The organism is Niastella populi (genome assembly GCF_002078015.1).
GTDB classification, from domain to species: domain Bacteria; phylum Bacteroidota; class Bacteroidia; order Chitinophagales; family Chitinophagaceae; genus Niastella; species Niastella populi.
Window position 1 is genome coordinate 97,317 of the sequence record NZ_LWBP01000045.1, and the last position, 25,964, is coordinate 123,280.

The following is a 25,964-nucleotide window of genomic DNA, read 5'->3' on the forward strand; positions in this document are numbered from 1 at the left end:
ATATGAGTACAGTCACAAATACAAGGCCTGAGCTGGAATTTCATAAAGCGGCATTGCGGTTGAGGAAAGTGGTGCACAAAACACCGCTGATGTACAATCACAATCTGTCGAAGAAGTACCAGTGCAGCGTGTATCTTAAGAGAGAGGATCTGCAGGTGGTACGTTCGTACAAACTGCGGGGCGCATATAATATGATGAGCAGTTTGACCGCTGAGGAACTGCAGCACGGGGTGGTATGCGCCAGTGCAGGCAATCATGCACAGGGTTTTGCATACTCGTGCAAAAAGCTCAATGTGAAAGGGGTGGTTTTCATGCCTATCATAACACCTAACCAGAAGGTGAACCAAACGAAGATGTTTGGCGAAGAAAATATAGAGATCCAACTGATCGGCGATACATTCGACGATTGTGCAGTTGCTGCAAAAAAGTTTACTGAAGAGAACGGCATGATCTTTATTCCGCCGTTCGATGATTACCGTATTATTGAAGGGCAGGGTACTGTTGGCGTTGAGATCCTGGAAGAACAATCGGATGTCGATTATTTGTTCGTTCCCGTAGGCGGCGGCGGTTTAAGTGCAGGCGTAGGCTCGTATCTGAAAACATATTCACCTAAAACAAAAGTGATAGGCCTTGAGCCGGAAGGCGCTCCATCGATGTATGAAGCGTTGAAAGCCGGTTCGCCTGTAACGTTGAATGAAATAGATCGTTTTGTTGATGGGGCGGCTGTAAAAAGAGTAGGGGAGTTGACGTTCCCTATTTGTAAAGAGGTGTTGGATGATATGCATCTTGTGGCGGAAGGAAAGATCTGTTCTACCATTTTGAAATTGTATAATGAAGATGCGATAGTGGTAGAACCTGCAGGTGCGTTATCGATAGCTGCGCTGGACGACTATGCCGATGTGATAAAAGGAAAGACAGTGGTATGCATTGTAAGCGGCAGTAACAATGATATCGATCGTATGCAGGAGATAAAGGAGCGAAGCCTGCAATACGAAGGATTGAAGCATTATTTCCTTATCAGGTTTGCACAAAGACCCGGTGCACTGAAAGAGTTTGTGAATCATGTGCTGGGACCGAATGATGATATTACAAGGTTTGAGTACATGCAAAAGACGAATAAAGAATCGGGTCCGGCCCTGGTGGGTGTGGAGTTAAAGAAAAAAGAAGATTACGATATACTGTTGCAGAACATGCAACGTTATAACATAAACTATACGGCGTTGAACAAGAACGACACGCTGTTTGGGTATTTGGTATAGTAAACATTGTTATCTGTTTAAGTGGTGGCCTCTCCGGATACGGAGGGGCTTTTTTTGTGGAGATGAAGAAAGGAAATACAGAACATCGAATGTTGAATGGCCAATGTAGAATGTTGAAGTGGAATACAGGGGAATGAGAAATGAAGAATGAAGAATGAGAAATGAGAAAGGGAATACAGAAGTAACGAATGTTGAATGTCGAATTTCAAATATTGAATGTTGAAGAGAAGGCTATTACAAAGCTGTTTATTAAGAATGGTATGTTGTGGGTTATAAGCTGGGGTTGTGATGTCTAAATGGTGCGGCAATTTTGGCACATCGGCAAGTTATCGAATTGGCTAATTAAAAAAAGCCTCGCCGAAGCGAGGCCATTGTCATAATGTCTGACGGGTAGCTTTTTCACGGATACGGATCACGGAAGAGTTGCTATACTTTGGTTGCTTTACGATATGGTCTTTTCACAGATATTGGGCCGTCAATGTTCCTAAGGGCGGATCAAAACATGTATGAATCTACCTAACTTCTAATAGGTTAAATAAGTGCAAAGGGCGTTCTGATATTGGATCCTAACATGTTGGTTTTTTCCCCGGATATTGAACAATGCGTGTAATGAATTACACGGGACGGCGAACATTGGATTTTTAACAGGCTTTTCCTACGGATACTGAAACTAACAGGGTCCATAGATACAAGGGGCCGGTATTGGATTTAAACAACACTGGTTTTTCACGGACATTGAAACTAATAGCGATTGAAATTGCACAAAGCGATATTGGATAATGAACATGAAACGGCTTTTCTACGGATAATGGAATACTTGCCCTGCATAACAAGGCTGGATATTCAAAGTAATTATTTCTGATTTTTATGAACGCTGATCATGGCAATGCGTCAATCGGGCATGGCATACGTTAATGATATATATCGATGAGAACAATTGAAAGAAAACAGATAACTATGGCTGTTATACAATGGTTAGAATATTCGCAGAGTAGTTTTGAATTCGGTCGCTATCAGAATAACTGTATTTCGCGCTGCAAAGTTACATCGTATCAGCACATCAAACAAACGTGTTTGGTATAAGTTATACACATTATAACCCCGCTTAACACACGAATAATATTCATTTCTTAGCGCATCGATCATCGTTAGTTGCTGTATGATAACCATTTAACAAGTGTATTGTAATAAAATGCAGCAACTATCCCTCATAGTTGCAATATGGGAATCGTATTTTCTTGTTTTGGGAAAACAGGATAAGCATGGGTTGCAGAAAATGTTAAAATGAATGTTACAGAACATTCGTTAGTTTATAAACGTGTAATTCCTGGTTCTGCCCAACCGGCGAACCCTTCACGATTGCCAATTGCCGATGCACGATTGAACCCTGCCGGCAGTTGTTCCCCCAACCTGCGCGCACCCTTCACGATTGCCAATTGCCGATGCTCATTTGAGTCCGCTTGCCATTCGCCACCTGCCTCTGGCCATTCCGAACAATCTGAATTGGAATTTGTCTATTTAAGGGTATGCAATACGGGATTGTCATTTTGACACTAGTTCCTGCGGATTATATTACGGGGGTCATAAAATCTACTACAGGGTTATCGCTATTTTGAGAAAAAAATTGCATAAAACACCGGTAAATACGACGTTTTTTTCGTAATTTCAATCGCTTGCTTGCTATGTAATTAAACGATTTTTACTGATTTCGACTTTTAATTGAATATTTTTCAAAAAACTATGCATTTCCATGGCAAGTAACCTGGGTTTATATCATCCTTCTTTTGAGCGTGATGCCTGCGGCATTGGATTCGTAGCCAGCATTAAGGGGCATAAAAGTCACCAGAACATCAGCGATGCTTTAACCATATTGGAAAATATGGAACATCGGGGTGCCTGCGGTTGTGAGAATAATACAGGCGACGGCGCCGGTATTATGATCCAAACTCCTCACGAGTTTTTCTTCGATGAGTGCATTAAGCTGGGTGTTCACCTGCCAGCCTTTGGCCGCTACGGCGTTGGGGTAATCTTCTTCCCCCGCGAGATCCGTTTGCGTGAAGAGTGTCGTGATATTTTCAATCGCGCTGCAGAAAAGTTAGGACTGGAAATTCTCGTTTACCGGAAGGTGCCTGTGAATCCGGATGGCATCGGCCCCTCAGCATTGAGTGTTGAGCCTGAGATGGAGCATGTGTTCATTGCCTGCCCCGATCATATCAATAACCCCGATGACTTCGAACGGAAATTATTCCTGCTGCGCAACTACGCCAGCCATACCATCAACAACACGGTGAAAAAAGATGCGATCGGTTTTTATATCGCATCGCTCTCTTACAAAACCGTTGTTTACAAAGGACAATTGACCAGCGGTCAGGTTCGTCATTACTTCAACGACCTCACCAATAAAAGAATGGTTTCTGCCTTTGGCCTGGTACACTCCCGCTTCGCCACCAACACTTTCCCCAGCTGGAGACTGGCTCAGCCTTTCCGCTTCATTGCGCATAACGGCGAGATCAATACGCTGCAAGGTAACCTCAACTGGTTAAAGACCAGCGAGCATGGTTTTACCTCACCGTTCTTCACCACTCAGGAAATGGAAATGTTGCTGCCGATCGTTACGGCCAACCAGAGCGACTCTGCCTGTTTGGATAACATGATAGAACTGCTGGCGCTTACCGGCCGTTCACTCCCGCATGTAATGATGATGCTGATCCCCGAAGCATGGGATGGCAACGATCATATGGACCCGCTGAAAAAAGCGTTCTACGAATACCACGCTTCCATCATGGAACCATGGGATGGTCCCGCTTCTATTTCATTCACAGATGGAAAAATTATCGGCGCTACCCTCGACAGGAACGGTTTGCGCCCATCGAGATATTGCGTTACAAACGATGACCGCGTAATCATGGCATCCGAAACCGGCGCCTTACCGGTCGACCCTGCCATCGTTGTAGAAAAAGGCCGTCTGCAACCCGGCAAAATGTTCGTGGTTGATATGGAACAGGGCCGTATTATCAGTGACGAAGAACTGAAAAACGATATCTGTTCACGTAAGCCTTATGGCGACTGGTTGAATCAATACAAGATCCGTTTGGAAGAACTGGATGAACCGCGTGTTGCATTCACTCACCTGTCAGATTCATCGATCCTGAAATATCAGAAAGCTTTCGGTTATTCCACTGAAGATATCGATGATATCATTTCGCCCATGGCCGTTGACGGTAAAGAACCTATTGGTTCAATGGGTACCGATACGCCGCTGGCCGTACTGAGCGATCAGCCTCAACACATCTCTTCTTACTTCAAACAATTATTTGCACAGGTAACCAACCCGCCCATCGATCCTATTCGCGAGCGCATGGTAATGAGCCTGGCAACCTTTGTTGGTAATAACGATAACTTACTGGAAGAAGATCCAAGACATTGCCATACCGTGGCATTGAAACATCCGATACTTACCAGCACCGAACTCGAAAAGCTGCGCAGTATCGATACCGGTATCTTCCAGGCCAAAACCCTGCAAACATATTTCAGGGCCGATGGCAAACCCGGTTCACTGAAAAAAGGCATCGACAGGCTTTGCCGTTATGCCGAGGATGCGGTACATGATGGATTCGAAGTGTTGATCCTTTGCGATCGCGCGGTTGACTCGGATCACGCTGCCATTCCTTCCTTACTGGCAACAGCTGCCGTGCACCACTATCTTATTCGTAAAGGGTTGCGTGGTAAGGTAGGTATTGTTGTAGAAGCCGGCGATGTTTGGGAAGTACATCACTTCGCCTGTTTGTTAGGCTTTGGTGCTACCGCCATCAATCCATACCTGGCGCTGGCTACCATCCGCAACATGAAAGTGAACAACACCCTGCAAACTGAGCTCACCTGGGATCAGTTGCGCAAGAACTATATCAAAGCCGTTTGCGATGGTTTGTTGAAAGTGTTCTCCAAGATGGGTATTTCAACCCTGCAGTCATACCAGGGCGCCCAGATCTTCGAAATACTTGGTTTGAATAAAGAACTGGTTGACAAATGTTTCAGCGGAGCCGTTAGCCGTATTGAAGGCATCGGTTTAGATGAGCTGGCTAAAGAAGCGCTTGCCAAACACTGGTTTGCCTTCAGCCATAAGGACATACCTGTTGACCGTTTGCCCGTTGGCGGTGTTTACCAATGGAAGCGGAAAGGGGAGTTTCACCTGTTCAACCCAACAACCATTCACCTGTTGCAGTATGCAACAAGGATGAACGATTACAATACATTTAAGAAATACACCAAAGCGGTAAACGATCAGAGTGAGAAAGCGGCTACCCTGCGCAGCATGTTCCAGTTCAAGGTGAACAGGCCTGCTATCTCTATCGATGAGGTAGAACCGGCTGAAAGCATTTTGAAACGCTTTGCTACCGGGGCCATGAGCTTTGGTTCTATATCATGGGAAGCACACACCACACTGGCTATTGCCATGAACCGCATAGGCGCCAAGAGCAATACCGGTGAAGGTGGCGAAGATGAAGTGCGTTATACGCCGTTGCCTAACGGCGACAGTATGCGTAGCGCCATTAAACAGGTGGCCAGCGCACGCTTCGGTGTAACCAGCTATTATCTTACTGAGGCCGATGAACTGCAGATCAAAATGGCACAGGGTGCAAAACCCGGTGAAGGTGGTCAGTTACCAGGTCACAAGGTCGATGAGTGGATCGGTAAAACCCGTCACTCTACACCTGGCGTAGGGTTAATTTCTCCGCCGCCGCACCACGATATCTATTCTATCGAAGATCTGGCTCAGCTGATCTTCGATCTGAAGAACTCGAACCGCGCTGCCCGCATCAACGTGAAGCTGGTATCAAAGGCCGGTGTTGGTACTATTGCAGCGGGTGTGGCAAAAGCCAAAGCCGATGTGATATTGATCGCAGGTATGGATGGCGGTACAGGTGCTTCGCCTATCAGTTCAATAAAACATGCCGGTTTACCATGGGAGTTAGGCCTTGCCGAAACCCATCAAACACTGGTAAAAAATAAATTACGCAGCCGGGTGATAGTACAGGCCGACGGTCAGATGAAAACAGGCCGCGATATCGCTATCGCCACTTTGTTAGGTGCAGAAGAGTGGGGTGTTGCAACGGCAGCCCTCGTTGTTGAAGGTTGTATCATGATGCGTAAATGTCACCTGAATACCTGCCCGGTAGGTGTTGCCACCCAGGACCCTGAACTGCGCAAGCGCTTCAACGGTAATGCCGATCATGTAGTGAACTTCTTCAAATTCATTGTACAGGACCTGCGTGAGATCATGGCTGAACTGGGCTTCCGTACCATTAATGAAATGGTTGGACAGGTTGACTGCCTCGAAATGCGTGAAGGCATTACACACTGGAAAACAAGCAAACTCGATCTGTCGCCCATATTGTACAAAGAGCCGGCTGCTGCTTACACCGGTTTGTACAAAATGGAAGAGCAGGATCATGGTATGGCAGATGTGCTCGACTGGAAACTGCTGGAGGCTGCAAAACCTGCGCTGGAAAAACAGGAGCGCATTTCGGCTTCGTTCGCGGTTAAGAATACCGACAGAACCATCGGCACCATATTATCGAACGAGATCTCGAAGAAATATAAAGCGGAAGGATTACCTGATGATACCATTCACTTCAGTTTTAATGGTACGGCCGGACAAAGCTTTGGCGCTTTCAATACGAAAGGCGTAACGCTCGAGCTGGAAGGTGATGCCAACGACTATTTTGGTAAAGGATTGAGCGGCGCCAAACTGATCGTTTATCCGCCCAAACAGTCAAGCTTTGTACCTGAAGAGAACATCCTCATCGGTAACACGGCTTTCTATGGCGCAACCAGTGGTGAAGCGTACATAAGAGGTAAAGCCGGTGAACGTTTCGCGGTTCGTAACTCAGGCGCTGAAGTAGTAGTGGAAGGTACAGGCGATCACGGTTGTGAATACATGACCGGTGGCCGCGTGGTGATCTTGGGTGCTACCGGCCGCAACTTTGCCGCGGGTATGAGTGGCGGTATCGCTTATGTATATGATGTGAAAGGGCAGTTCGCCTCTATGTGCAATAAAGAAATGGTTGACCTCGATCCGGTAGATGCAGAAGATGCACAGGCGTTGAATGATATGATCACCCGCCACTACGCATATACCGGCAGTACTGTAGCCCGTTTTGTGTTGGACGATTTCGAGAACCAGTTGAAGAACTTCATTAAAGTGTTTCCGAAAGATTACAAAAAAGCTTTACAGGAAAAGAGCAAGGTTAAACAGAGCGCCAAAAAGAAGTAACATATCGAATATTGAATGATGAATGTTGAACATCGAAATGGTATTCACTTCGTCATTCAATATTGTAACATTCGATATTCAACTGTTTAAATGTCGAATAAGCAACCAAAACATAATTCTTATTACGTAGAACTTAATAGAACTAAATCAATATGGGTAAACCAACGGGTTTTTTGGAGTTTACCAGGGAGTTGCCTGGTAAGAAACCAGTAGAGGAAAGGTTAAAAAATTACAATGAGTTCATTGAGCGGTATAGCGATGAAAAGCTGAACCAGCAATCGGCCCGTTGTATGAATTGTGGTGTTCCTTTTTGCCATAGCGGATGCCCGCTGGGTAATGTGATACCAGAGTTTAATGATGCGGTATACCGCAAAAGCTGGCAGGAGGCGTATGAAATTCTTGCCTCTACCAATAACTTTCCTGAGTTTACCGGCCGTATTTGTCCGGCCCCATGCGAAAGCGCATGCGTACTGGGCATTAATCAACCGGCCATTACAATTGAAGAAATTGAAAAGCATATTATAGAAATAGCTTTCGATAAAGGATTTGTAAAACCACGTAAACCAAACGTACGCACCGGTAAAAAGGTAGCGGTTGTAGGTTCCGGTCCGGCCGGTTTGGCTGCCGCAGCGCAGTTGAACTATGCAGGGCACACGGTAACCGTTTTCGAGCGCGACGATAAACCCGGCGGACTGTTACGTTATGGGATCCCTGATTTCAAACTCGAAAAATGGGTAATTGACAGAAGGATCAAACTGATGGAAGAAGAGGGTGTTACTTTCCGCTGTCATGCCAACGTAGGCGAGAATGTACGCATCAACGACCTGCTGCGCGAGTACCATGCTATTGTACTGGCTGGTGGTTCAACGGTTCCCCGCGATCTGAAGATCCCCGGCCGCGAACTGAAGGGTGTTTATTATGCCATGCAGTTCCTGAAACAGCAGAACAAACGCAATGCCGGCCTCGATCCGCTGGCGCATGCAAATATCGAGAGCAATATTTTCAGCGAAAATTTATTGGCTACCAGTAAGAATGTAGTGGTGATAGGTGGTGGCGATACCGGCAGTGACTGTGTAGGTACCAGCAACCGGCACAAAGCCAAATCGGTTACCCAGTTTGAGCTGCTGCCAAAACCGCCCGATGGCCGTAACGAGTTTATGCCATGGCCTACCTTCCCCATGATCCTGAAAACATCTACTTCGCACGAAGAGGGCGCCAACCGCCACTGGGCCATTGCCACAAAAGAATTCGTTGGTGACAAAAAGGGCAACCTGAAGGCTTTGAAAGTGGTTGATCTCGAGTGGAAGGTGACCGAGGACGGCAAACCTTCACAGTTTGTTGAAAAGCCAGGCTCCGAGCGGGAGATCCCCTGTGAGCTGGCGCTGCTGGCCATGGGCTTTGTTCATCCGCAACACGAAGGCCTGCTGAATGAACTGGGGGTTGACCTCGACAGCCGTGGGAATGTGCGGGCTACCGAGAAAGAATACAAAACAAGCATAAACAAGATCTTCGTTGCCGGTGATATGCGCCGTGGGCAAAGTCTGGTGGTTTGGGCCATCAGCGAGGGCCGGGAATGCGCGCGTAAGGTAGACGAGTTCCTGAACGAGGGCGTATCTTTCCTCGAAAGCAAAGACCAGAATATAGTTTTAGCCATTTAAATATAGCAGGCACTTTTTTTGAAGCCATCCGCCGCCGCGGATGGCTTTTTTTTTGTTGAACCAACAATGCGGTAGGGGCATTGGGGGTTTGCGATAAACACAGGTTTATACGAGGTGCCCCGTTAAGGGCGAGGCAATTTTCTTTTTAATGAATATAAATATAATTAATATGATGTTTTGACCACCCGGATTCACCAATTTGAACGTATTGGGCTGAAAAAAGTGAGAAAAACTGATACTTTTAACAAATCGAATTAAAAAGGCCCGTATTTTTTGATGCTATCCAAAAAGGGTAGCTTTTTTTATTTTCAAAACGGGTATTTGTTTAAAGAATAGGGTAACAAGTAGTTATGACAATTAGAAAAGATAAATAAGATATGTATTATAAATAATAAAATATATTAGATGTATCAGGTTTTATTTGAAAAAAATGATATTTTCGATTAGATATTATTAGATACAATATTTTAATAATATAATTACATCTAAACTAAAACAACGGAAACAATGAAACTGTCATTCAAATCGGTTATGCCGTTCCTGGTCTTGGTAGTTCTGGCCCTGGCTGCCATGTTTATTACACCTGAAGCGGATTTTGCTCCGGGCGCAACAGATACCCAGTATAGTGCAGCAGATATTGGCTGGGTACTGGTTTCAACGGCACTTGTATTTTTAATGACTCCTGGCCTCGCCTTCTTTTACGGCGGTATGGTGCATCGGAAAAACGTTATCTCCACAATGATCAAGAGTGTGGTGGCTGCCGGAGTGGTTGGTGTTTTGTGGATCGTCGTTGGCTTTAGTTTGAGCTTTGGCGAGTCTATCGGCGGATTTATCGGTAACCCTTCCACCTTTCTGTTCTTCAAAGGAGTGAAGTCGGGCGCCGCCTGGCCCGCTGCCGCAACGATTCCTCTCGGTTTGTTTGCCCTCTTTCAAATGATGTTCGCTATCATCACACCCGGTCTGGTTGTTGGTGCCGTAGCTGAACGCATTCGTTTTACTTCTTATATTTTATTCATCGTATTGTTCAGCTTACTGGTGTATGCACCTGTAGCACACTGGTCATGGCATCCGAAAGGCTTTTTGGCTGTAATGGGCGCATGGGATTTTGCAGGTGGTACTGTAGTGCATATTACAGCCGGTTGTGCGGCCCTCGCAGGCGCGCTGGTGCTGAAACGCAGAAAGTCGCACATCGAAATGAAGGAAACTCCGGCTGCGAACGTGCCTTATGTATTGATAGGTACCGGTTTGCTGTGGTTCGGCTGGTTCGGTTTTAATGCAGGTTCTGCTGTAGGTGCTTCCGGTTTGGCTGTAAATGCCTTTGGAACTACCAATACCGCTGCTGCTGCCGCTGGTTTGGCCTGGATGTTCTTCGATGTGGTAAAAGGTAAAAAACCTTCTGTATTAGGTTTTTGTATCGGTGCCGTTGTAGGTCTGGTAGCCATTACCCCTGCAGCCGGTTTCGTAGGTATACCTCAAAGTATCATCATCGGTGTTGTTGGTGCGTTGATCTCTAACATCGCCGTAGGTATAAAACAAAAATCAAAACTCGACGATACGCTCGATGTATTCCCCTGTCACGGTTTGGGCGGTATAGTAGGTATGTTGCTTACCGGTGTATTCGCTAACCAGCTGGCGCATGGCATCGAGGGCGGTCCCCAGGGTTGGTTCTACGGTAACTTCCAATTCTTTTGGATCCAATTCAAAGCGATGGCTATCGTAGTGTCATATAGCTTCACAGTTTCTTTCCTCATATTCAAATTCATCAACTTCATCCTGCCTTTACGTGTAACTGAAGAAGAAGAAGAGCTCGGTCTTGACGAAAGCCAGCATAACGAGAAATACGTGCAGGGAACACTGCTTGTAAATGGTGAGAATGGTAAACTCGTTGAAAAGCCTGTTGAGTTCTAGCAAAAGAAAAAGGTACAGCTTTAATAAGAGGTAGAGCATCTGATCCATGCTCTACTCTATCACCGTACCCTTTTCATTAACACTTAAAATCTAACTGCAATGTTAAGAAAAATTTCTTCATTGGCCATCATGAGCGTGGCCCTGGGTTCTTATGTTCAAGCTCAAGACTCTACGAAAAAAAGTGCCCTGAATATCACTGGTTCCGTTGACGCTTATTATCGTTACAATTTCCATAATGCCAAAGATTCCGGCTATCTGAATAATTACACCAGTTTCACCAATTCGCACAATTCATTCGAACTGGGGATGGCCTCTTTAAAGGCTGAATATACCATGGGAAAAGTGACTGGTGTTGTGGATCTGGGTTTTGGAAGAAGGGCGGATGAGTTCTCCTATACTGAAAACGGCAATGGAATGGCCACAGCCATCAAACAGGCTTATGTTTCAGTAGCCGCTACAGACAAATTGAAGTTCAGTATCGGTAAGTGGGCTACCCATATTGGTTATGAGCTGGTTGATGCCTATTTGAACCGTAACTACAGTATGTCGTACATGTTCTCGTACGGTCCTTTCTCTCATACAGGTATTAAAGCTGAATATGCCGCCGGCAATTTTGGCTTTATGTTAGGGGTGGCCAATCCAACCGACTATGTAAGTGCCAGCTTTGGAAAGAAGATGGTATTGGCGCAGGTAAGTGCTGCAAGCGGCAGCGGAAATGTGAAGGCATTCCTGAATTACCAGGGCGGTAAGGATATCGCCTCAAATAACGTTAACCAGGTTGATTTAACCGTAACCGGAACCCTGAGCGATAAATTCAGCATTGGGTACAATGGTACCATGCAATCGTTCAAGGCCGATGGTAAAGATGATGGCGACTCATGGTGGGGATCTGCCGTTTACGTGAACGTAGATCCTTCAAAGGTGTTCGGTTTTACTTTACGCGGTGAGTATTTCGATGATAAAAAAGCGGTATCTGGCCTGGCTGCTTCAACCGGTGTTGGCACCAGCGTACTGGCTGCTACTTTATCGGGTAACATTCGGATCGATAACCTTACGATCATCCCCGAATTCAGGTTAGATAACTCGAAGGAGGCTATTTTCATGAAGAATCCGAACGAAGGCGTAAAAAGCACAGGCACGTTCCTGCTGGGAGCCACCTGGCATTTTTAACACACCGTTCCAGTCATATCGTTGGTTTTAAATGATGTTTAAAACCGTGTTGACGGTTGGTGAATGGCAGTATCAACCGTCAACTTCATAAAACTGAGTAACTTATTAAGCCGCTACGCGATCGCGGTCCGTAACCAAAACTAACCGGCTTATCTTATTGCAATCCAAAAAAGGATATTTCCTGCCTGGAAATATCCTTTTTTCTTGCCCTGACGGCAGACTGAGTATTACCAGATTGTAAACAAATCCAATTTTAAAGCATACCAAACAAATACAAACTGCAGGCTGAACTCACCGTTTGCCTGGGGTTGGTCTGGGCTTGGTCTGCGTTTGGTTTGGGCCAGGTCTGTGATTGAGTAAAGGCGGTTGTTGTAAAGAGGCGAGGGAGGTATTGTGAAAAACGGGGAGCAATGGCGCTTTGCCATAAAGGAAATAGTTATATTACAAATAATATTATATATTCCATAATTGACATGATGAAGCTAAAAAATGGTATTTTTGATCCTAGTTAAAGATGTATGTTGGAATTAATACAATGATAATAGCGGATATTGGATATTTTATTACATTGTATTTTTCTTAATGTTTTAAATTGGTGGTTATGGGAGGTAAGCATGTTGTACCCTTTCGGGTGTTCCGGGTTGATAATTGTGCTTTTGCGGTCGTCTTATTTGCCTGTACCATCGTTTTTGTAAGCCTTTCCATTTTACCTGCTCCACAACTAACTGCTTATTCAATCACTTCGTTAACCAGTATTGGCTGTATTCTTACAGGGATACCAGCTGCCGGTATTATACTGTTTGGGAAGAAGTGGCGGTTTGCCGGAAGCCGGTAAGAAATGATGTAACCCGGAAAGGAAAGTGGAAAATAACGTTCAAAAGGAACAACTGAAATAAATGTGATGAACAGAAAGCGGGGAGGAAGATATTACTGGTATACTAACGGTATAAATACACGATTGCTGCCTGCATACCGGCCTTGTTTTGAAAGTTACGTGTGGATTCGCAGGAGCCCGGTTTGCTTAAACGCGTTTATAAACCAGGTGTTTTATATTCAAAAAGTGACCAAAACTAACTAACGCTGTGCGGTATATAATGAAATAGTATTTAATGCTTTTTTTCATTACCGTTGTTTTAGTTATCAGAAAACGCATCCGTTTCGCCGGGTGCGTTTGTTTTTATGGTGAATGGTCAATGGTCAGTGGTGAATAGATGCACGCATTTCCGATTTCGTAATTAATTGTAAACGGCGCGTATCGGGCGCAATTGATCATTCACGATTGACCATTGACCATTCTGCCTTAGGCGGAATTTCGTCCGGCATTGATGATCCCGAAGGAACTGCGGATCACCAGCTTTTCGAAGATCTCTTTATGTTGTGGCTGCGCCATTTGTTCTTCCATCTGGCGAATGCGTGTCATGGCGTATTGCTGAATTGTCGTAAGCGGTAATACGATACGCTCGCGCATTTGTATCGACAACTGTTCAACCGGGTAATCGGCCATCAGTTCGCTTTTACCCGACAATAAGAGTATATACCGTTGTGTTAGTTCGTATTCTTTATAGATCATGTTCCAGATCTCGCCATAACGCGGGTCCTGCGACAGGTGCTCGGTAAGGGGGAAGAAACATTTCTTCATCGCCATTTCGCAGTTATCCATCAACGTTTTGAAGAACAGCGAATGACGGTATACCTTCTTGATATCGTTCAGTTTGCCTTTCTTTTCCATGGCCTGCAATGCGGTGCCTACACCATAATAACCCGTTACGTTTTGTTTCAACTGGCTCCAGGCGCCAACGAATGGAATGGCCCGCAGGTCTTTCAGCGATAATTTTGAAGAAGAACCGCGCTTGGCCGGCCGGCTGCCGATATTCGTCTGGCTGTAAAACTTAAGCGGACTGATATGCGCCAGGTACTCCAGGAAGTCGGGGTTGTTCTTTAATGCATTATATGCTTTCAAACCTTCTGCCGCCAGTTCGCCTACAATTTCTTCTTCATCTTTCGACAGTGTTTTATCCTTATCGGCAAACACATCGTTCGAAATACCGGCGTTCAGTAATTGTTCTATATTGAACTGGGCCGAATCGATGGTTCCGAAGTTGGAGCTTACGGTTTGTCCCTGGATGGTTAACTGAATTTCCTTGTTTGAAATGTTGCTGCCCATAGAAGCGTAGAACTTATGGGTTTTACCACCGCCACGCGCCGGTGGACCGCCGCGGCCATCGAAGAAAACCACATCGATACCGTATTTGGCCGAGATGCTGGTTAGTTTTTCTTTGGCTTTGTAAATGCTCCAGTTGGCCATGAGATACCCGCCGTCTTTGGTGCCATCGGAGAAACCAAGCATTATGGTTTGGCGGTTGTTGCGTTTTTGCAGGTGTTTACGATATGTTTCATTTTCGTAAAGCTCCTGCATGATGTCGGCCGCTTCCTGCAGATCGTCGATGGTTTCGAATAACGGAACGATATCGATAGTGAGATCTTCCGTTTTCCAGCCGCTCAGTTTGAACAGTCCGTATACCTCCAGCATATTCAGCGCGCTGTTGCACTGGCTGATGATGTAACGGCTGCAGCCTTCAACGCCATTGTATTGTTGAATTTCTTTAATGGCTTTGATGGTGAGCAGGGTATCTTTTTCAATACCATCTTCAAATACATGCCCGCCGATATCGCCACTGGCCTTTGAAAGTAATTCCTTCTTTTGTTTTTCAGTAAGCGCTGAATAATTACGGGGAAGGATATCTGATTTGCTGGCTATTGCTTCCAGTACTTTATTGTGAATGCTGCTGTCTTGCCGAACATCGAGCGAAGCGAAGTGCAAACCAAACACGTGTACTTTATTAATGAGGCTGTCGACCAGGTGCTGGAATAGTCCATTGTGCTGGTAGATCAGTATTTCTCTTATTTTGTGCAGGGCGTCGAGCATGCCCTGTTTGCTTAGGTATGTTCTTTGGCCGGGGATGAAAATGTTTTCGTACAACTGTTTTTCAAGATCGGCCAAAATGGTGTCAACTCCTTTGAACGTGAGCCTTCTTTTCAACCGGCGCACTTCGAGGTAGTAGCATTTTATGATGCTGCCGCGCAGGGCATCGGCTACTTTCTGGGTGGTGTCGACGGTAACAAAGGGATTGCCATCGCGGTCGCCGCCGGGCCAGAAGCCCATGGTGATAACGGGGTTGGTGTCCGGTATCATTTGCGGAAACTGGTTGTTGAGGAAAGTGATGATGCGGCCGGCCGCATTGTAAAACACATTTTCGAGGTACCAGATAAGGCTTACGGCCTCATCGTACGGCGTGGGTTTTTCCTTTTTGAAGAAAGGTGTTTTGCCCAACTGCTGCAGGTACATATTTATCTGGTTGGTATTATTATCGGCCAGTGCTTTCGACAGGTCGTTGATAATACCTAATACAGGTCCGGGATAGAACTGGGTAGGGTGGGCGGTAAGCACCAGGCGAATGGAGAAGTCTTCCAGCTTTTTAGCCAGTGCTTCCTGTTTGCCTTCCTGAATAACATCGGAGGCCAGGTATTTAAGGGTGCCGAGGCCATTGAAGTCGTTGATCTCTTTAAAGGAGGCATCTTCCAGGGCGTCGAATAAAACTACCTGCCGCTCAACGTATTGAATAAAGCGGAATAACAGGTCGAGTTTATCCTGTTCTTTTGTGTAGGAGGTTTGCTTTTCAAAGAATTCTTCGATGATCTGTACCGGGCTCATCTTCTTTTTGAAACCCTCTTCACAATTATTTAATAACAGGGAAAGCAAAATACCGGTCTTTTCAATCCGGTGAAAAGGGAGCGAGGTAAACAGGCTGTTGTAGAGCTGAAATTTTATGCCTACGTAATTCTTGAATTGCTGCAGTCCTCTTGATGACTGGTGGTCCATGTTTTTCAGTTTATGGCATTTAAATGCGAGTAAAATAATAGCAAGCAGCAACGAAAATCGGGCAATGAAAGTACGTTGAAAAAATTGAATAGAAATACGTTCAGCCCATTTGTTTTGAATTATAACGCAAAAACCTTGTTGCTACCGGGTTACAGAAGGTCCTGAAATACAGGCACAGGCAAAAAAAATGAGAAACTAACAAATGTTATAGACTTTTCGCGTTATCTTTGGTTATATCAAATTAATCAGTGGTACTTTTCAATCATATCATTTCTTCTTCCACAACAGTAGCTTCATCGGCTACAACTACCACTATTACAACAACCCGTTAAGGGTTGTACATTTCCATATTACCACTGGGGTTTTACCTACCTTCATCCCGCAAAGCGGAACATACCAAGGATCAAGAAAGGCCGGGTTATTCAACTAATTTCAAATCAACTTAATTTCAGGTTATGCAGGTTTTAAAGTTCGGCGGTACTTCAGTAGCAAATGCCGAAAACATGAATAAGGTCAGCAGCATTGTTCAACAGGCACTGGCCCGTATTCCGCAGGGAAAAACGATTGTTGTTATATCGGCATTGGGCGGGGTTACCGATGTATTGTTACAGAGTGGAGGTTTGGCGGCAGCTGGGGATGAAAGTTATAAAGAACAATTACAAAAAGTAGAGCAGCGGCATCTCGAAGCCGTAAAGGCGCTGATACCGGTAACCCAGCAAAGCAGTGTACTAAGCTGGGTAAAACAACGCTGTAATGAAATAGAAGATATTTGTAATGGTGTATTCTTACTGGGCGAGTTAAGCGCCCGCACCAAAGACCGCATCGTAAGCTTCGGCGAATTGCTTTCCTCAAAAATTATTTCAGCCCGTTTAAATGCCCAGGGTGTTGAAAATATCTGGGCCGACTCGCGCGAACTGATCCGCACCGATTCGCATTTTGGAAGTGCTGTGGTAGACTTTCCGGTTACCAATGCTCTTTGTAGTGATTTCTTTGCCGCTTCAACCGGCCGTTTATTTATAATGCCGGGTTTTGTTGCCGCCGACGGCAAGGGCAATACCACTACCTTAGGCCGCGGCGGTAGCGATTATACCGCTGCCATTATCGCCGGTGCGGTAAATGCGCAGTTGCTCGAAATATGGACCGATGTAAGCGGTATGATGACCGCCGACCCGCGGCTGGTGCCCAATGCGCGCATACTGCCTAATATCTCTTACCAGGAAGCCATGGAGCTGTCGCACTTTGGCGCCAAGGTAATATACCCGCCTACCATTCAGCCGGTAATGAGTAAGAACATTCCGGTATGGATAAAGAACACTTTTGCGCCTGAAGATCATGGTACGCTGATAGAGAATGATTCACATAAGAATGGAAATAATATTCGCGGTATTTCAAGCATCGGCAAAATTGCATTGCTCAGTTTAGAAGGAAGCGGAATGGTTGGCATTCCCGGTTTCTCGCGCCGTTTATTCGAATCGCTTGCCAATGATTTTATAAACGTTATATTGATCACGCAGGGCTCTTCAGAGCATTCTATTTGTGTGGGCATCGACGAAGCGCTGGCCGATAAAGCCAAACTGGCGGTTGACAAAACATTCGCATATGAAATTGAAACCGGCCGCGTTGAACCATTACGGATAGAAAAAGGCCTGGCGATTGTTGCCCTTGTAGGTGACAATATGAAAAGCCACCCGGGTATCAGTGGTAAAATGTTTGGCGCCATTGGCCGTAACGGGGTAAATGTACGCGCCATTGCACAAGGTTCTTCAGAAAGAAATATTTCAGCCGTGATCTCAGCAGCAGATGTTAAAAAAGCTATTAACGTATTACACGAAGATTTTTTTGAAACTACCTATAAACAAATAAACCTTTTTGTTGCCGGTACCGGTAATGTAGGCAGCAAACTGCTGGCCCAGCTGAAACAGCAACAACAGTATTTGCAACAGAACATGCGTTTGCAGGTACGCATAGTAGGTATGGCCAACAGTAAGAAAATGGTGTTCAGTGATGAAGGCATCGATCTCGACAACTGGCGCGATCACCTGCAGCAGGGCGAAGCCAGCGACCTGGGCAGGTTTGTTGAAACCGTACGGTCGAAGAACCTGCGCAACTCCGTTTTTGTAGATGTTACCGCCAATGAAATGGTAGCGCAGGTATACGATCAGTTGCTGGCCAAAAGCATTTCGGTAGTAGCCTGTAATAAGGTGGCCTGTTCTTCTGCCTATGCTTATTATAAAAAGCTGAAAGACCTGGCGCGCGAATACAATGCTTTCTTCCTGTTCGAAACAAACGTAGGCGCCGGCCTGCCGGTAATAGGCACCCTGAACGACCTTATGCGCAGCGGCGATGTGGTAACCCGTATACAGGCGGTGCTCAGCGGTACCCTTAACTTCGTTTTCAACAATTACGATGGCTCCAGAAGTTTTGCACAGGTGGTGAAACAGGCGCAGGACGAAGGGTATACCGAACCCGATCCGCGGTTAGACCTGAGCGGTACCGATGTAATGCGCAAGATCATGATCCTGGCCCGCGAATCGGGCGAACGCCTCGATATGGAAGATATTACCAACAACAGCTTTATGCCCGCTTCATGTATGGTAGGCAGTGTGGAAGATTTTTATAAGGAAATGGAAAAACAGGAAGCGCATTTCAAAGCGATCTACCAGCAGGCGGCCGATGCAGGAAAGAAGCTGAAGTTTGTGGCGAAGTTCGAGAACGGGAAAGCTTCCGTTGGTTTACAGCATGTTGATGCGCAAAGTGATTTTTATCACCTCTACGGAAAGGATAACGTGGTATTGTTCTATACCAACCGTTATCCCGATCAGCCGCTGGTGGTAAAAGGAGCGGGCGCCGGCGCCGAGGTAACCGCATCGGGTGTGTTTGCTGATATTATCCGCGCAGCACATTAGTAATGTGATAATTCGATAATGTGATAATGGGAAAGGCAATAAAAGAATACAGACAGGACTATTGATTAAATTATGTTCAAAAGAATAAAATGGCAAATGATATAAAAAGCCCTGGAAGTAGCGTACAGGTTTTGGCGCCGGCCACAGTGGCTAATCTGGTTTGCGGATTTGATGTGTTGGGTATGGCGTTGCAGCAACCACAGGATGTTATGACCGTAAGGCTAACGGAGAAACCCGGCATCTTTATACAAAAGGACGACGTTTATAACCTGCCGGTAGAGCCGGAAAAGAACGTAGCCGGTGCATCGCTGCTGGCATTGATGGAAGAATGGAAAGCGCCCGTTGGTTTTGAAGTGAGCATCGACAAGCGCATAAAACCCGGCAGCGGGTTGGGGTCAAGCGCCGCCAGTTCGGCCGGTGCGGTGGTAGCCGCCAATCATTTGCTGGGAAGCCCGTTCACGAAAGAAGACCTGGTGCGTTTTGCCATGAATGGCGAAAAAGTAGCGTCGGGGGTAAAACACGCCGATAATATTGCGCCCTGTATCTATGGCGGTATAACCCTTATCCGCTCCATTTTCCCGCTCGATATTGTACAACTTACCGCTCCGCCGATGTATGTAACGGTTGTGCATCCGCAGATAGAGGTGCGCACTTCCGATGCGCGGCAGATATTGCGGAAAGAAGTGCAGTTGAAAGCGGCTATTAAACAATGGGGCAATATTGCCGGTTTGGTTACGGGTTTTCTAAAGAATGATTATGATCTTATTGGCCGTTCGCTCGAAGATGTGATCATTGAACCGGTGCGCAGCATTCTTATACCCGGTTTCGATGATGTGAAAAAAAGAAGCAAGGATGCCGGTGCATTGGGCGGCGGCATTTCCGGTTCTGGCCCCTCTATTTTTATGCTTAGCAAAGAAGAGTATGTAGCCAAAGGCGTAGAGGATGTGATGATAGATGTATACACAAGACTGGGAATAGAGTTTAAGACCTACGTCACTATGATCAATTACGAAGGAGCGAAATGCATAATTAGCTAATTAGCTAATATGCTAATGTGATAATGGAAAAGCAACACGAATAAGAATTTCGGGAATCCCAAACCTGGTTATAAACCTTGAAAAATCCCGAGCCTGCGTTCCCATTAGCAAATTAGCACATTAGCACATTATCACATTAACAATGAAATACTATAGTTTAAATAAACAATCTCCCGACGTAGATTTCAAGGAAGCTACCATAAAAGGACAGGCGCCTGACAAGGGATTGTATTTTCCGCATACCATTCCGGTACATGAGCAGTCGTTCTTCCGGAATATTGAACAATACAGTAATGAAGAAATTGCCTTCCGGCTTATACAACCCTATGTTGCCGGCACCATACCCGACGATGCCTTGCAGGGGATTGTAAAAGAAACCATCAACTTTCCCATACCGCTGGTGCCTGTGAATGACGGCATTTACTCACTGGAACTTTTTCATGGGCCTACGCTGGCATTTAAAGATGTAGGCGCCCGTTTCATGAGCCGTTGCCTGGGTTATTTTGCACATGAGCGCAGCGAAAAAGTGGTGGTGCTGGTAGCAACCTCCGGCGATACCGGCGGTGCGGTTGCCCATGGCTTTTACGATGTGCCGGGCGTTGAAGTGGTGATCCTGTACCCATCGGGCAAAGTAAGCTCAGTACAGGAAAAACAACTCACCACATTAGGTAAAAATATTCATGCGCTGGAGGTAACCGGTACATTCGACGATTGCCAGCAAATGGTGAAACAGGCATTCGCCGATGAAGACCTTACTAAAAAGATCTTCCTTACTTCGGCTAACTCTATCAACGTTGCACGCTGGCTGCCACAACAGTTCTATTATGTGCTGGCCTGGAAACAATGGGCCGATAAAACCAACCCGCCGGTAATTTCGGTGCCGAGCGGCAATTTCGGAAATATCTGTGCAGGTTTGCTGGCGCATATTTCGGGTTTGCCGGTAAAACATTTTATTGCCGCCTGTAATGCCAATGCTGTTGTGCCTTCGTTTTTAGATAGTGGTGAGTATCAGCCTAAAAAAGCGGTAGCTACCATCTCCAATGCGATGGACGTTGGCAATCCCAGTAATTTTGTGCGTATTCTCGAACTGTTCCATCATAAACTGGGCGACCTGCGGAAGGTGCTTACCGGTTACAGCATTTCGGATGATGAAACAAGAGCTACCCTGAAAGAAGTATATCAGCAGCATAAATACCTGCCCGATCCGCATGGCGCGGTAGGCTATCTGGCCCTGCAGCGTTATTTACAGCAGCACGCCGGCGATAAAGGTATGTTCCTCGAAACGGCCCATCCCGTGAAATTTTACGATGTGGTGGAGCCGGTTATCAACGAAACGGTGCCCGTGCCGGCCGCCATTGAAGAGCAGCTGAAACTTACCAAGAAAAGCAGCCTGATAGCGCCGGATTATGCCGCATTGAAAGATGATCTGCTTGGCAGGTACTAATTCCTTTATTTATAAGAGGTTAGTTTACACATGGGTAAGCGGTTGAAAACGGTTGAAAAAAATTGTTAGTAGAACACTTTCTTTTGTAGGGAAAAGGTGCTTTTTTGTGTATCTAAAGCAACCTATCTATATGCAAAAGGCTCTTTTCCTGTTTATTGCCCTGATCGTATCGTGCGGGATCGTTCGTGCCAAAGACGAAGATTCCCTGACCAACCAACTGCTTAAGCAACTTAAGCAGTATGACTCTGTTAACAAAGCCATGAAATACCAGACCGGGTTGGTAAAACTGCCCAACGGTATTGCCCAGTTGAACGTGCCGAAAGGTTTCAAATACCTGAATGCCGAACAAAGTCAATTCATAATACATGACCTGTGGGGTAACCCCGCCCGCCCCGATGTGATCGGGATGTTGTTCCCCGAAAACGGCGGTCCGTATGCCGACAGTACCTATGCATTCATTATTTCGTATGATGAAACGGGTCATGTGGAAGATGAAGAAGCCAACAAGATCGATTATGATGAAATGATGAAGAACTGGCATACGGCAGAAAAACAAACCAACACCGAACGCATGAAACAGGGTTACCCTACTTTACATATTGTAGGCTGGGCGCAAAAACCTTATTACGATAAAAGCACCAAAGTATTGCACTGGGCGAAAGAGTTGCATTTTGGCGGTGAAGAAAGTAACACACTGAACTATGACATCCGCATCCTGGGCCGCAAGGGAATGTTGTCGATGAATGCGGTGGCCAATATGAGTGAATTAAGCCTGGTAAAACAAGACATCAGCAAAGTATTGGGTATAGCTGAATTCACCGCCGGAAACAAGTATTCAGATTTCGATTCCAATATCGATAAAATTGCCGTAGGCGGTATTGCTGCGGTGATTGGTGGTAAAGTGTTAGCCAAAGCGGGTATCCTGGCCGGTTTAGGCAAATTTCTGAAAATTATCATCCTTGGTATTGGCGCACTGATCGCCGGTATTATAAGATTCTTTAAAGGAAAGAAACAGGACGAGTCGTATACTACTTATGAGCCGGCGCCGCCCGCTGATAATTCAACACCAAACGCATAATGTTATTATAGGTGTGCCACACTTTGAAAGTGTGGCACACCTTTCAAACTTTTAAACGATGCCGGCCAGCTCGAGGCTCTTCTTTTTTAATTTACGTACTTCCACATCTTCAATAACTGCTTCGGGCGAAAGAATGAGTGAGGTTTTATTTTCACGCCACCAGTCGTTTTGGGCCAGTTCGTTAAAGTGCAATACGCCAACCAGGTATTTACGGTCGGTTTCGGCATGCCACTCTTCGATCCACTCGAACTTCTCTTTTGGAATATATTTCCAGTCGTCGAAACTTACATATACACGAACGTAAAAGTCGTTGGTAAGTTCGTTGGGTGTATGGTGGTACAATTTCTTGTACTCGTATTTATATTGGTAACGTAAAGCCGAGAGATCGCTCAATACGGCAGAAGCAGTGGGGAAGCTGCCGGCGCCTTTACCATAAAAGAATTGTTTATCGGCAAAACCGCTTTCTATAACAACGCCATTGTATTCATTCTTTACGAATGCGAGATGGTCGTCGTGTTTAACGAATTGAGGTAATACAAATGCGGCTACTTTTCCATTTTCGAGTTTTTTGGCCTGGGCTACCAGTTTAATATCGTAATGTTTTTCAGTAGCAACTGACGCATCGCTTCCGTGAATGTTTTGAATACCGTTAAATACCAGGGCATCGGGTGGTATTACGATCCCGTAGGCGTGCGTGAGCAGGAAGTTCCATTTGTTGGCGGCATCAAAACCTTCTACATCGAGCGAAGGGTCTGATTCAGCAAAGCCCAGCTGCTGCGCCAGTAAGAGGGCCTGTTGAAAGTCGAGCCTGTCTTCAAACATTTTGGTAAGAATGAAGTTGGTTGAACCGTTAACGATGGCTTTTATGGAATGTAACAGGTCGTTATCATAATATTCTTCGAGGTTGCGGATAACCGGTATGGAAGCACAGGCGGCTGCTTCGTACAGGAAGGAACGCTCGGTTGTTTTTTGCAGATCGAGTAATTCGGTTAAATGTTCGGCGATCATTTTTTTGCTGGCGCTCACCACATCTTTTCCGTTCTTCAGTGCGGTAGAAACTATTTCAAAAGCGGGTTCACTTTCATTGATCACCTCTACGATCACATTGATCTCGGGATCGTTCAGCAGTTCGTCTTTGTTTGTAGTGAACAATGCATCGGGCGCATTGCGTTTTTTTCCGGGGTTCTTTATACAGACCTTTTTAATAGAGGCTTTCAGTGAAGGGGTTTGTTGTAAAACTTTATAAAGACCTTCACCTACGACACCAAAACCAAATAAACCAATTGTGAGTGACTTGTGTGCGTCCATACGATAAAATAATTTGCTAATGTGCTAATTTGCTGATGTGCTAATTAAAATACCTGCCGGTATAACCGGTATTTTGTATTAATTTTTTAATTTTTCATTTCTCTGTTCTTCATTTTACATTTCCACCGACCATTCATCTTCAACTATCTGCCAGTCGTTAAACTGTTCTTTGCCGCCGCGGATCTTCCAGTCGGAATCGATGGTAAGTTTTGAACTGATGCCGCCGCGCGGGTTGCAGATCATTACCAGGCGCAACCTTGCAGGTTCGTACACGGCAACAAGATCATCATAGATTATGTTGATCAATCTTTCGTATGACACCACAATGTTGCGTAACTGGAAAACGTATTGTTTCAGCGATTTCAGTTCAATGATTTTTTTACCGGGGTAGAACGTGCAGTAAATGACTGCGAAATCGGGTTGTTCTTTTACACCCAGGAAGGTGAACTCCGGTATTTTGATCTTGATCTCGTAGGCCTGTTCGCTTGGGTTAGGAATAGGTTTTAAAATACTACGGTCAATATCCCTGTATGTTTTAACAGGTTCCCGCGTAATTTGTTCAGACATGTTTTTCCTGTTTTACAATTTGTTTTAAATGGCTATACTTTCCCTGCCCTTAACAAGGGACTGCTTTACTTTCAGTTGTTTCAATGATATTGGTTGTGCTTTCAAGGGCCTGTTGCAGGTCTTTTAACAGATCGGCTGCATCTTCAAGGCCTATGCTTAAGCGGATAAGGCTATCGGTAACACCGGCTGCATGGCGTTTTTCGGCCGGAATGGTCTTATGCGTCATGCTGGCTGGGTGGCTTACAAGGCTTTTGATACCACCGAGGCTTTCAGCCAGTTTGAACAGCTGCGTGCCGGTAACGAAGGCGGTGGCTGCATCAATACTATCCTGTTTCAGGGTGAAGGAAACAATGCCGCCGAATCCTTTGCTTTGTTTTTTGGCAATGGCATGGTTGGGATGATCTTTCAACCCGGGATAGTATACTTTATCAACAGCGGGATGGTGTTGCAGGAACTCCGCTATTTCCTGTGCGCTGCGGCAATGCTGTTGAATGCGCAGGTGTAAGGTTTCAATACCACGGATAACCAGCCAGCTGTCGAAGGGGGCCAGGATGGCGCCACACGCGTTCTGGTAGAACTTTATTTTATCGCCGAGCGCTTTGTCTTTGGTAACTACCAGGCCTGCTATAAGGTCGCTGTGACCACCGAGGTACTTGGTAGCAGAATGCACTACAATATCAGCACCCAGTGAAAGCGGTTGTTGTAATGCGGGTGAAGCAAAAGTGTTATCCACGCAAAGCAGGCTGTTGTTTGCTTTGGCTATTTTGGCAATGGCTTCAATATCCGAGATCTTTAGGGTTGGGTTGGTAGGTGTTTCGAGCCAGATGAGCTTTGTTTCAGGCGTAATGGCGTTGAACACTTTTTCAGGATCGCTGGTATCTACAAATTTGATGGTGATACCGAATTGCTGATATACCTGTGTAAATAACCGGTATGCGCCGCCGTAGATATCATCAACGGCCACTATTTCATCGCCGGGGCGTAATAATTTGGCAATGGCGTCAATGGCGGCCAGTCCGCTCGAGAAGGCAATACCAACCTTACCGTTCTCGAGTTGTGCAATAAGGCTTTCGAGCGTAGCCCTTGTCGGGTTACTGGTACGCGCATAATCGTATCCTTTGTTTACACCGGGCGCTTCCTGTACGAAGGTGCTTGTTTGATAAATGGGCACAGAGATGGCGCCGGTTAACGGATCGACAGGAATGCTGTGAATGAGTTGTGTTGTCGCTTGCATGATAAACATTTTTTTCTCCATTGCCGTCCCGATAGCTACCGGGAACGGTAAGCGGAGCATTGATAATTTGATTAAACAGTTGTACTATGACCGGTCTTTGTTATGAGACGATGTGCAGTACATGTGTTAGCGACAGCACTTATCAAGAGGAGTTCTTACTGGAGGAGACAATTTTATCTGCAGCGACCGGATACGTCCGATTTGCGATGCGGTCCTTTAACCTGCCGGTGGTTGGGCATGG

Annotated in this window: 13 protein-coding genes; 9 read left to right on the plus strand and 4 right to left on the minus strand. The window is 45.7% G+C overall.

All coding sequences use genetic code 11. From position 1 onward, the window contains the following. Nucleotides 1–2 precede the first annotated feature (2 nt). The 5 genes from ilvA to A4R26_RS06215 all read left to right on the plus strand — a co-directional run bounded on the left by ilvA (nt 3) and on the right by A4R26_RS06215 (nt 12,269). Complete coding sequence (gene ilvA / locus A4R26_RS06195) at nt 3–1,259, plus strand: threonine ammonia-lyase (RefSeq protein WP_081162160.1); 1,257 nt, start codon at nt 3–5, stop codon at nt 1,257–1,259. 1,750 nt (nt 1,260–3,009) lie between these two features. Next, nucleotides 3,010–7,533, plus strand: coding sequence for a glutamate synthase large subunit (gene gltB, locus A4R26_RS06200; protein WP_081162162.1), 4,524 nt, complete (start codon nt 3,010–3,012; stop codon nt 7,531–7,533). A gap of 152 nt (nt 7,534–7,685) precedes the next feature. Continuing rightward, on the plus strand, nt 7,686–9,191 hold the full coding sequence (locus A4R26_RS06205) for a glutamate synthase subunit beta (protein ID WP_081162164.1): 1,506 nt from the start codon (nt 7,686–7,688) through the stop codon (nt 9,189–9,191). 507 nt (nt 9,192–9,698) lie between these two features. Continuing rightward, the gene (locus A4R26_RS06210) at nt 9,699–11,099 is read left to right on the plus strand and encodes an ammonium transporter (RefSeq protein ID WP_081162167.1); all 1,401 of its coding nucleotides are present in this window, start codon (nt 9,699–9,701) and stop codon (nt 11,097–11,099) included. Nucleotides 11,100–11,198: 99 nt separating this feature from the next. Next, nucleotides 11,199–12,269, plus strand: coding sequence for an outer membrane beta-barrel protein (locus tag A4R26_RS06215; protein WP_081162169.1), 1,071 nt, complete (start codon nt 11,199–11,201; stop codon nt 12,267–12,269). A gap of 1,300 nt (nt 12,270–13,569) precedes the next feature. On the opposite strand, the gene A4R26_RS06220 is transcribed toward A4R26_RS06215, so the two are convergent. Continuing rightward, complete coding sequence (locus A4R26_RS06220) at nt 13,570–16,149, minus strand: phosphoenolpyruvate carboxylase (RefSeq protein WP_081162171.1); 2,580 nt, start codon at nt 16,147–16,149, stop codon at nt 13,570–13,572. Between the two features lie 455 nt (nt 16,150–16,604). On the opposite strand from A4R26_RS06220, the gene thrA reads away from it, so the two are divergent. The 4 genes from thrA (at nt 16,605) to A4R26_RS06240 (ending at nt 22,614) form a co-directional block, all read left to right on the plus strand. Beyond that, on the plus strand, nt 16,605–19,055 hold the full coding sequence (thrA, locus tag A4R26_RS06225) for a bifunctional aspartate kinase/homoserine dehydrogenase I (protein ID WP_081162174.1): 2,451 nt from the start codon (nt 16,605–16,607) through the stop codon (nt 19,053–19,055). A gap of 89 nt (nt 19,056–19,144) precedes the next feature. Next, a complete protein-coding gene (locus A4R26_RS06230) occupies nt 19,145–20,092 on the plus strand; it encodes a homoserine kinase (RefSeq protein ID WP_081162177.1) in 948 nt (315 codons plus the stop codon). Between the two features lie 142 nt (nt 20,093–20,234). Next, a complete protein-coding gene (gene thrC, locus A4R26_RS06235) occupies nt 20,235–21,536 on the plus strand; it encodes a threonine synthase (RefSeq protein ID WP_081162180.1) in 1,302 nt (433 codons plus the stop codon). A gap of 130 nt (nt 21,537–21,666) precedes the next feature. Next, nucleotides 21,667–22,614 carry a DUF2167 domain-containing protein gene (locus A4R26_RS06240; RefSeq protein WP_081162182.1) on the plus strand — a complete coding sequence of 316 codons (948 nt, stop codon included), beginning with the start codon at nt 21,667–21,669 and terminating at the stop codon, nt 22,612–22,614. A gap of 51 nt (nt 22,615–22,665) precedes the next feature. Here A4R26_RS06240 and A4R26_RS06245 read toward each other — a convergent pair whose 3' ends face one another. From A4R26_RS06245 to A4R26_RS06255, 3 genes are all read right to left on the minus strand, one after another. After that, on the minus strand, nt 22,666–23,922 hold the full coding sequence (locus A4R26_RS06245) for a homoserine dehydrogenase (protein ID WP_081162186.1): 1,257 nt from the start codon (nt 23,920–23,922) through the stop codon (nt 22,666–22,668). Between the two features lie 114 nt (nt 23,923–24,036). Beyond that, on the minus strand, nt 24,037–24,489 hold the full coding sequence (queF, locus tag A4R26_RS06250) for a preQ(1) synthase (RefSeq protein ID WP_207625691.1): 453 nt from the start codon (nt 24,487–24,489) through the stop codon (nt 24,037–24,039). Nucleotides 24,490–24,538: 49 nt separating this feature from the next. Beyond that, a complete protein-coding gene (locus A4R26_RS06255) occupies nt 24,539–25,783 on the minus strand; it encodes a cystathionine gamma-synthase (RefSeq protein WP_081162191.1) in 1,245 nt (414 codons plus the stop codon). Between the last annotated feature and the right edge of the window lie 181 nt (nt 25,784–25,964).

Excerpts from the sequence above, each read along its gene's own strand:
- queF (WP_207625691.1), bottom strand. The coding sequence starts at position 24,489 with ATGTCTGAACAAATTACGCGGGAACCTGTTAAAACATACAGGGATATT.
- thrA (WP_081162174.1), top strand. The coding sequence starts at position 16,605 with ATGCAGGTTTTAAAGTTCGGCGGTACTTCAGTAGCAAATGCCGAAAAC.
- A4R26_RS06210 (WP_081162167.1), top strand. The coding sequence starts at position 9,699 with ATGAAACTGTCATTCAAATCGGTTATGCCGTTCCTGGTCTTGGTAGTT.
- gltB (WP_081162162.1), top strand. The coding sequence starts at position 3,010 with ATGGCAAGTAACCTGGGTTTATATCATCCTTCTTTTGAGCGTGATGCC.
- thrC (WP_081162180.1), top strand. The coding sequence starts at position 20,235 with ATGAAATACTATAGTTTAAATAAACAATCTCCCGACGTAGATTTCAAG.
- A4R26_RS06245 (WP_081162186.1), bottom strand. The coding sequence starts at position 23,922 with ATGGACGCACACAAGTCACTCACAATTGGTTTATTTGGTTTTGGTGTC.
- ilvA (WP_081162160.1), top strand. The coding sequence starts at position 3 with ATGAGTACAGTCACAAATACAAGGCCTGAGCTGGAATTTCATAAAGCG.
- A4R26_RS06220 (WP_081162171.1), bottom strand. The coding sequence starts at position 16,149 with ATGGACCACCAGTCATCAAGAGGACTGCAGCAATTCAAGAATTACGTA.
- A4R26_RS06230 (WP_081162177.1), top strand. The coding sequence starts at position 19,145 with ATGGCAAATGATATAAAAAGCCCTGGAAGTAGCGTACAGGTTTTGGCG.
- A4R26_RS06205 (WP_081162164.1), top strand. The coding sequence starts at position 7,686 with ATGGGTAAACCAACGGGTTTTTTGGAGTTTACCAGGGAGTTGCCTGGT.
- A4R26_RS06240 (WP_081162182.1), top strand. The coding sequence starts at position 21,667 with ATGCAAAAGGCTCTTTTCCTGTTTATTGCCCTGATCGTATCGTGCGGG.
- A4R26_RS06255 (WP_081162191.1), bottom strand. The coding sequence starts at position 25,783 with ATGCTCCGCTTACCGTTCCCGGTAGCTATCGGGACGGCAATGGAGAAA.
- A4R26_RS06215 (WP_081162169.1), top strand. The coding sequence starts at position 11,199 with ATGTTAAGAAAAATTTCTTCATTGGCCATCATGAGCGTGGCCCTGGGT.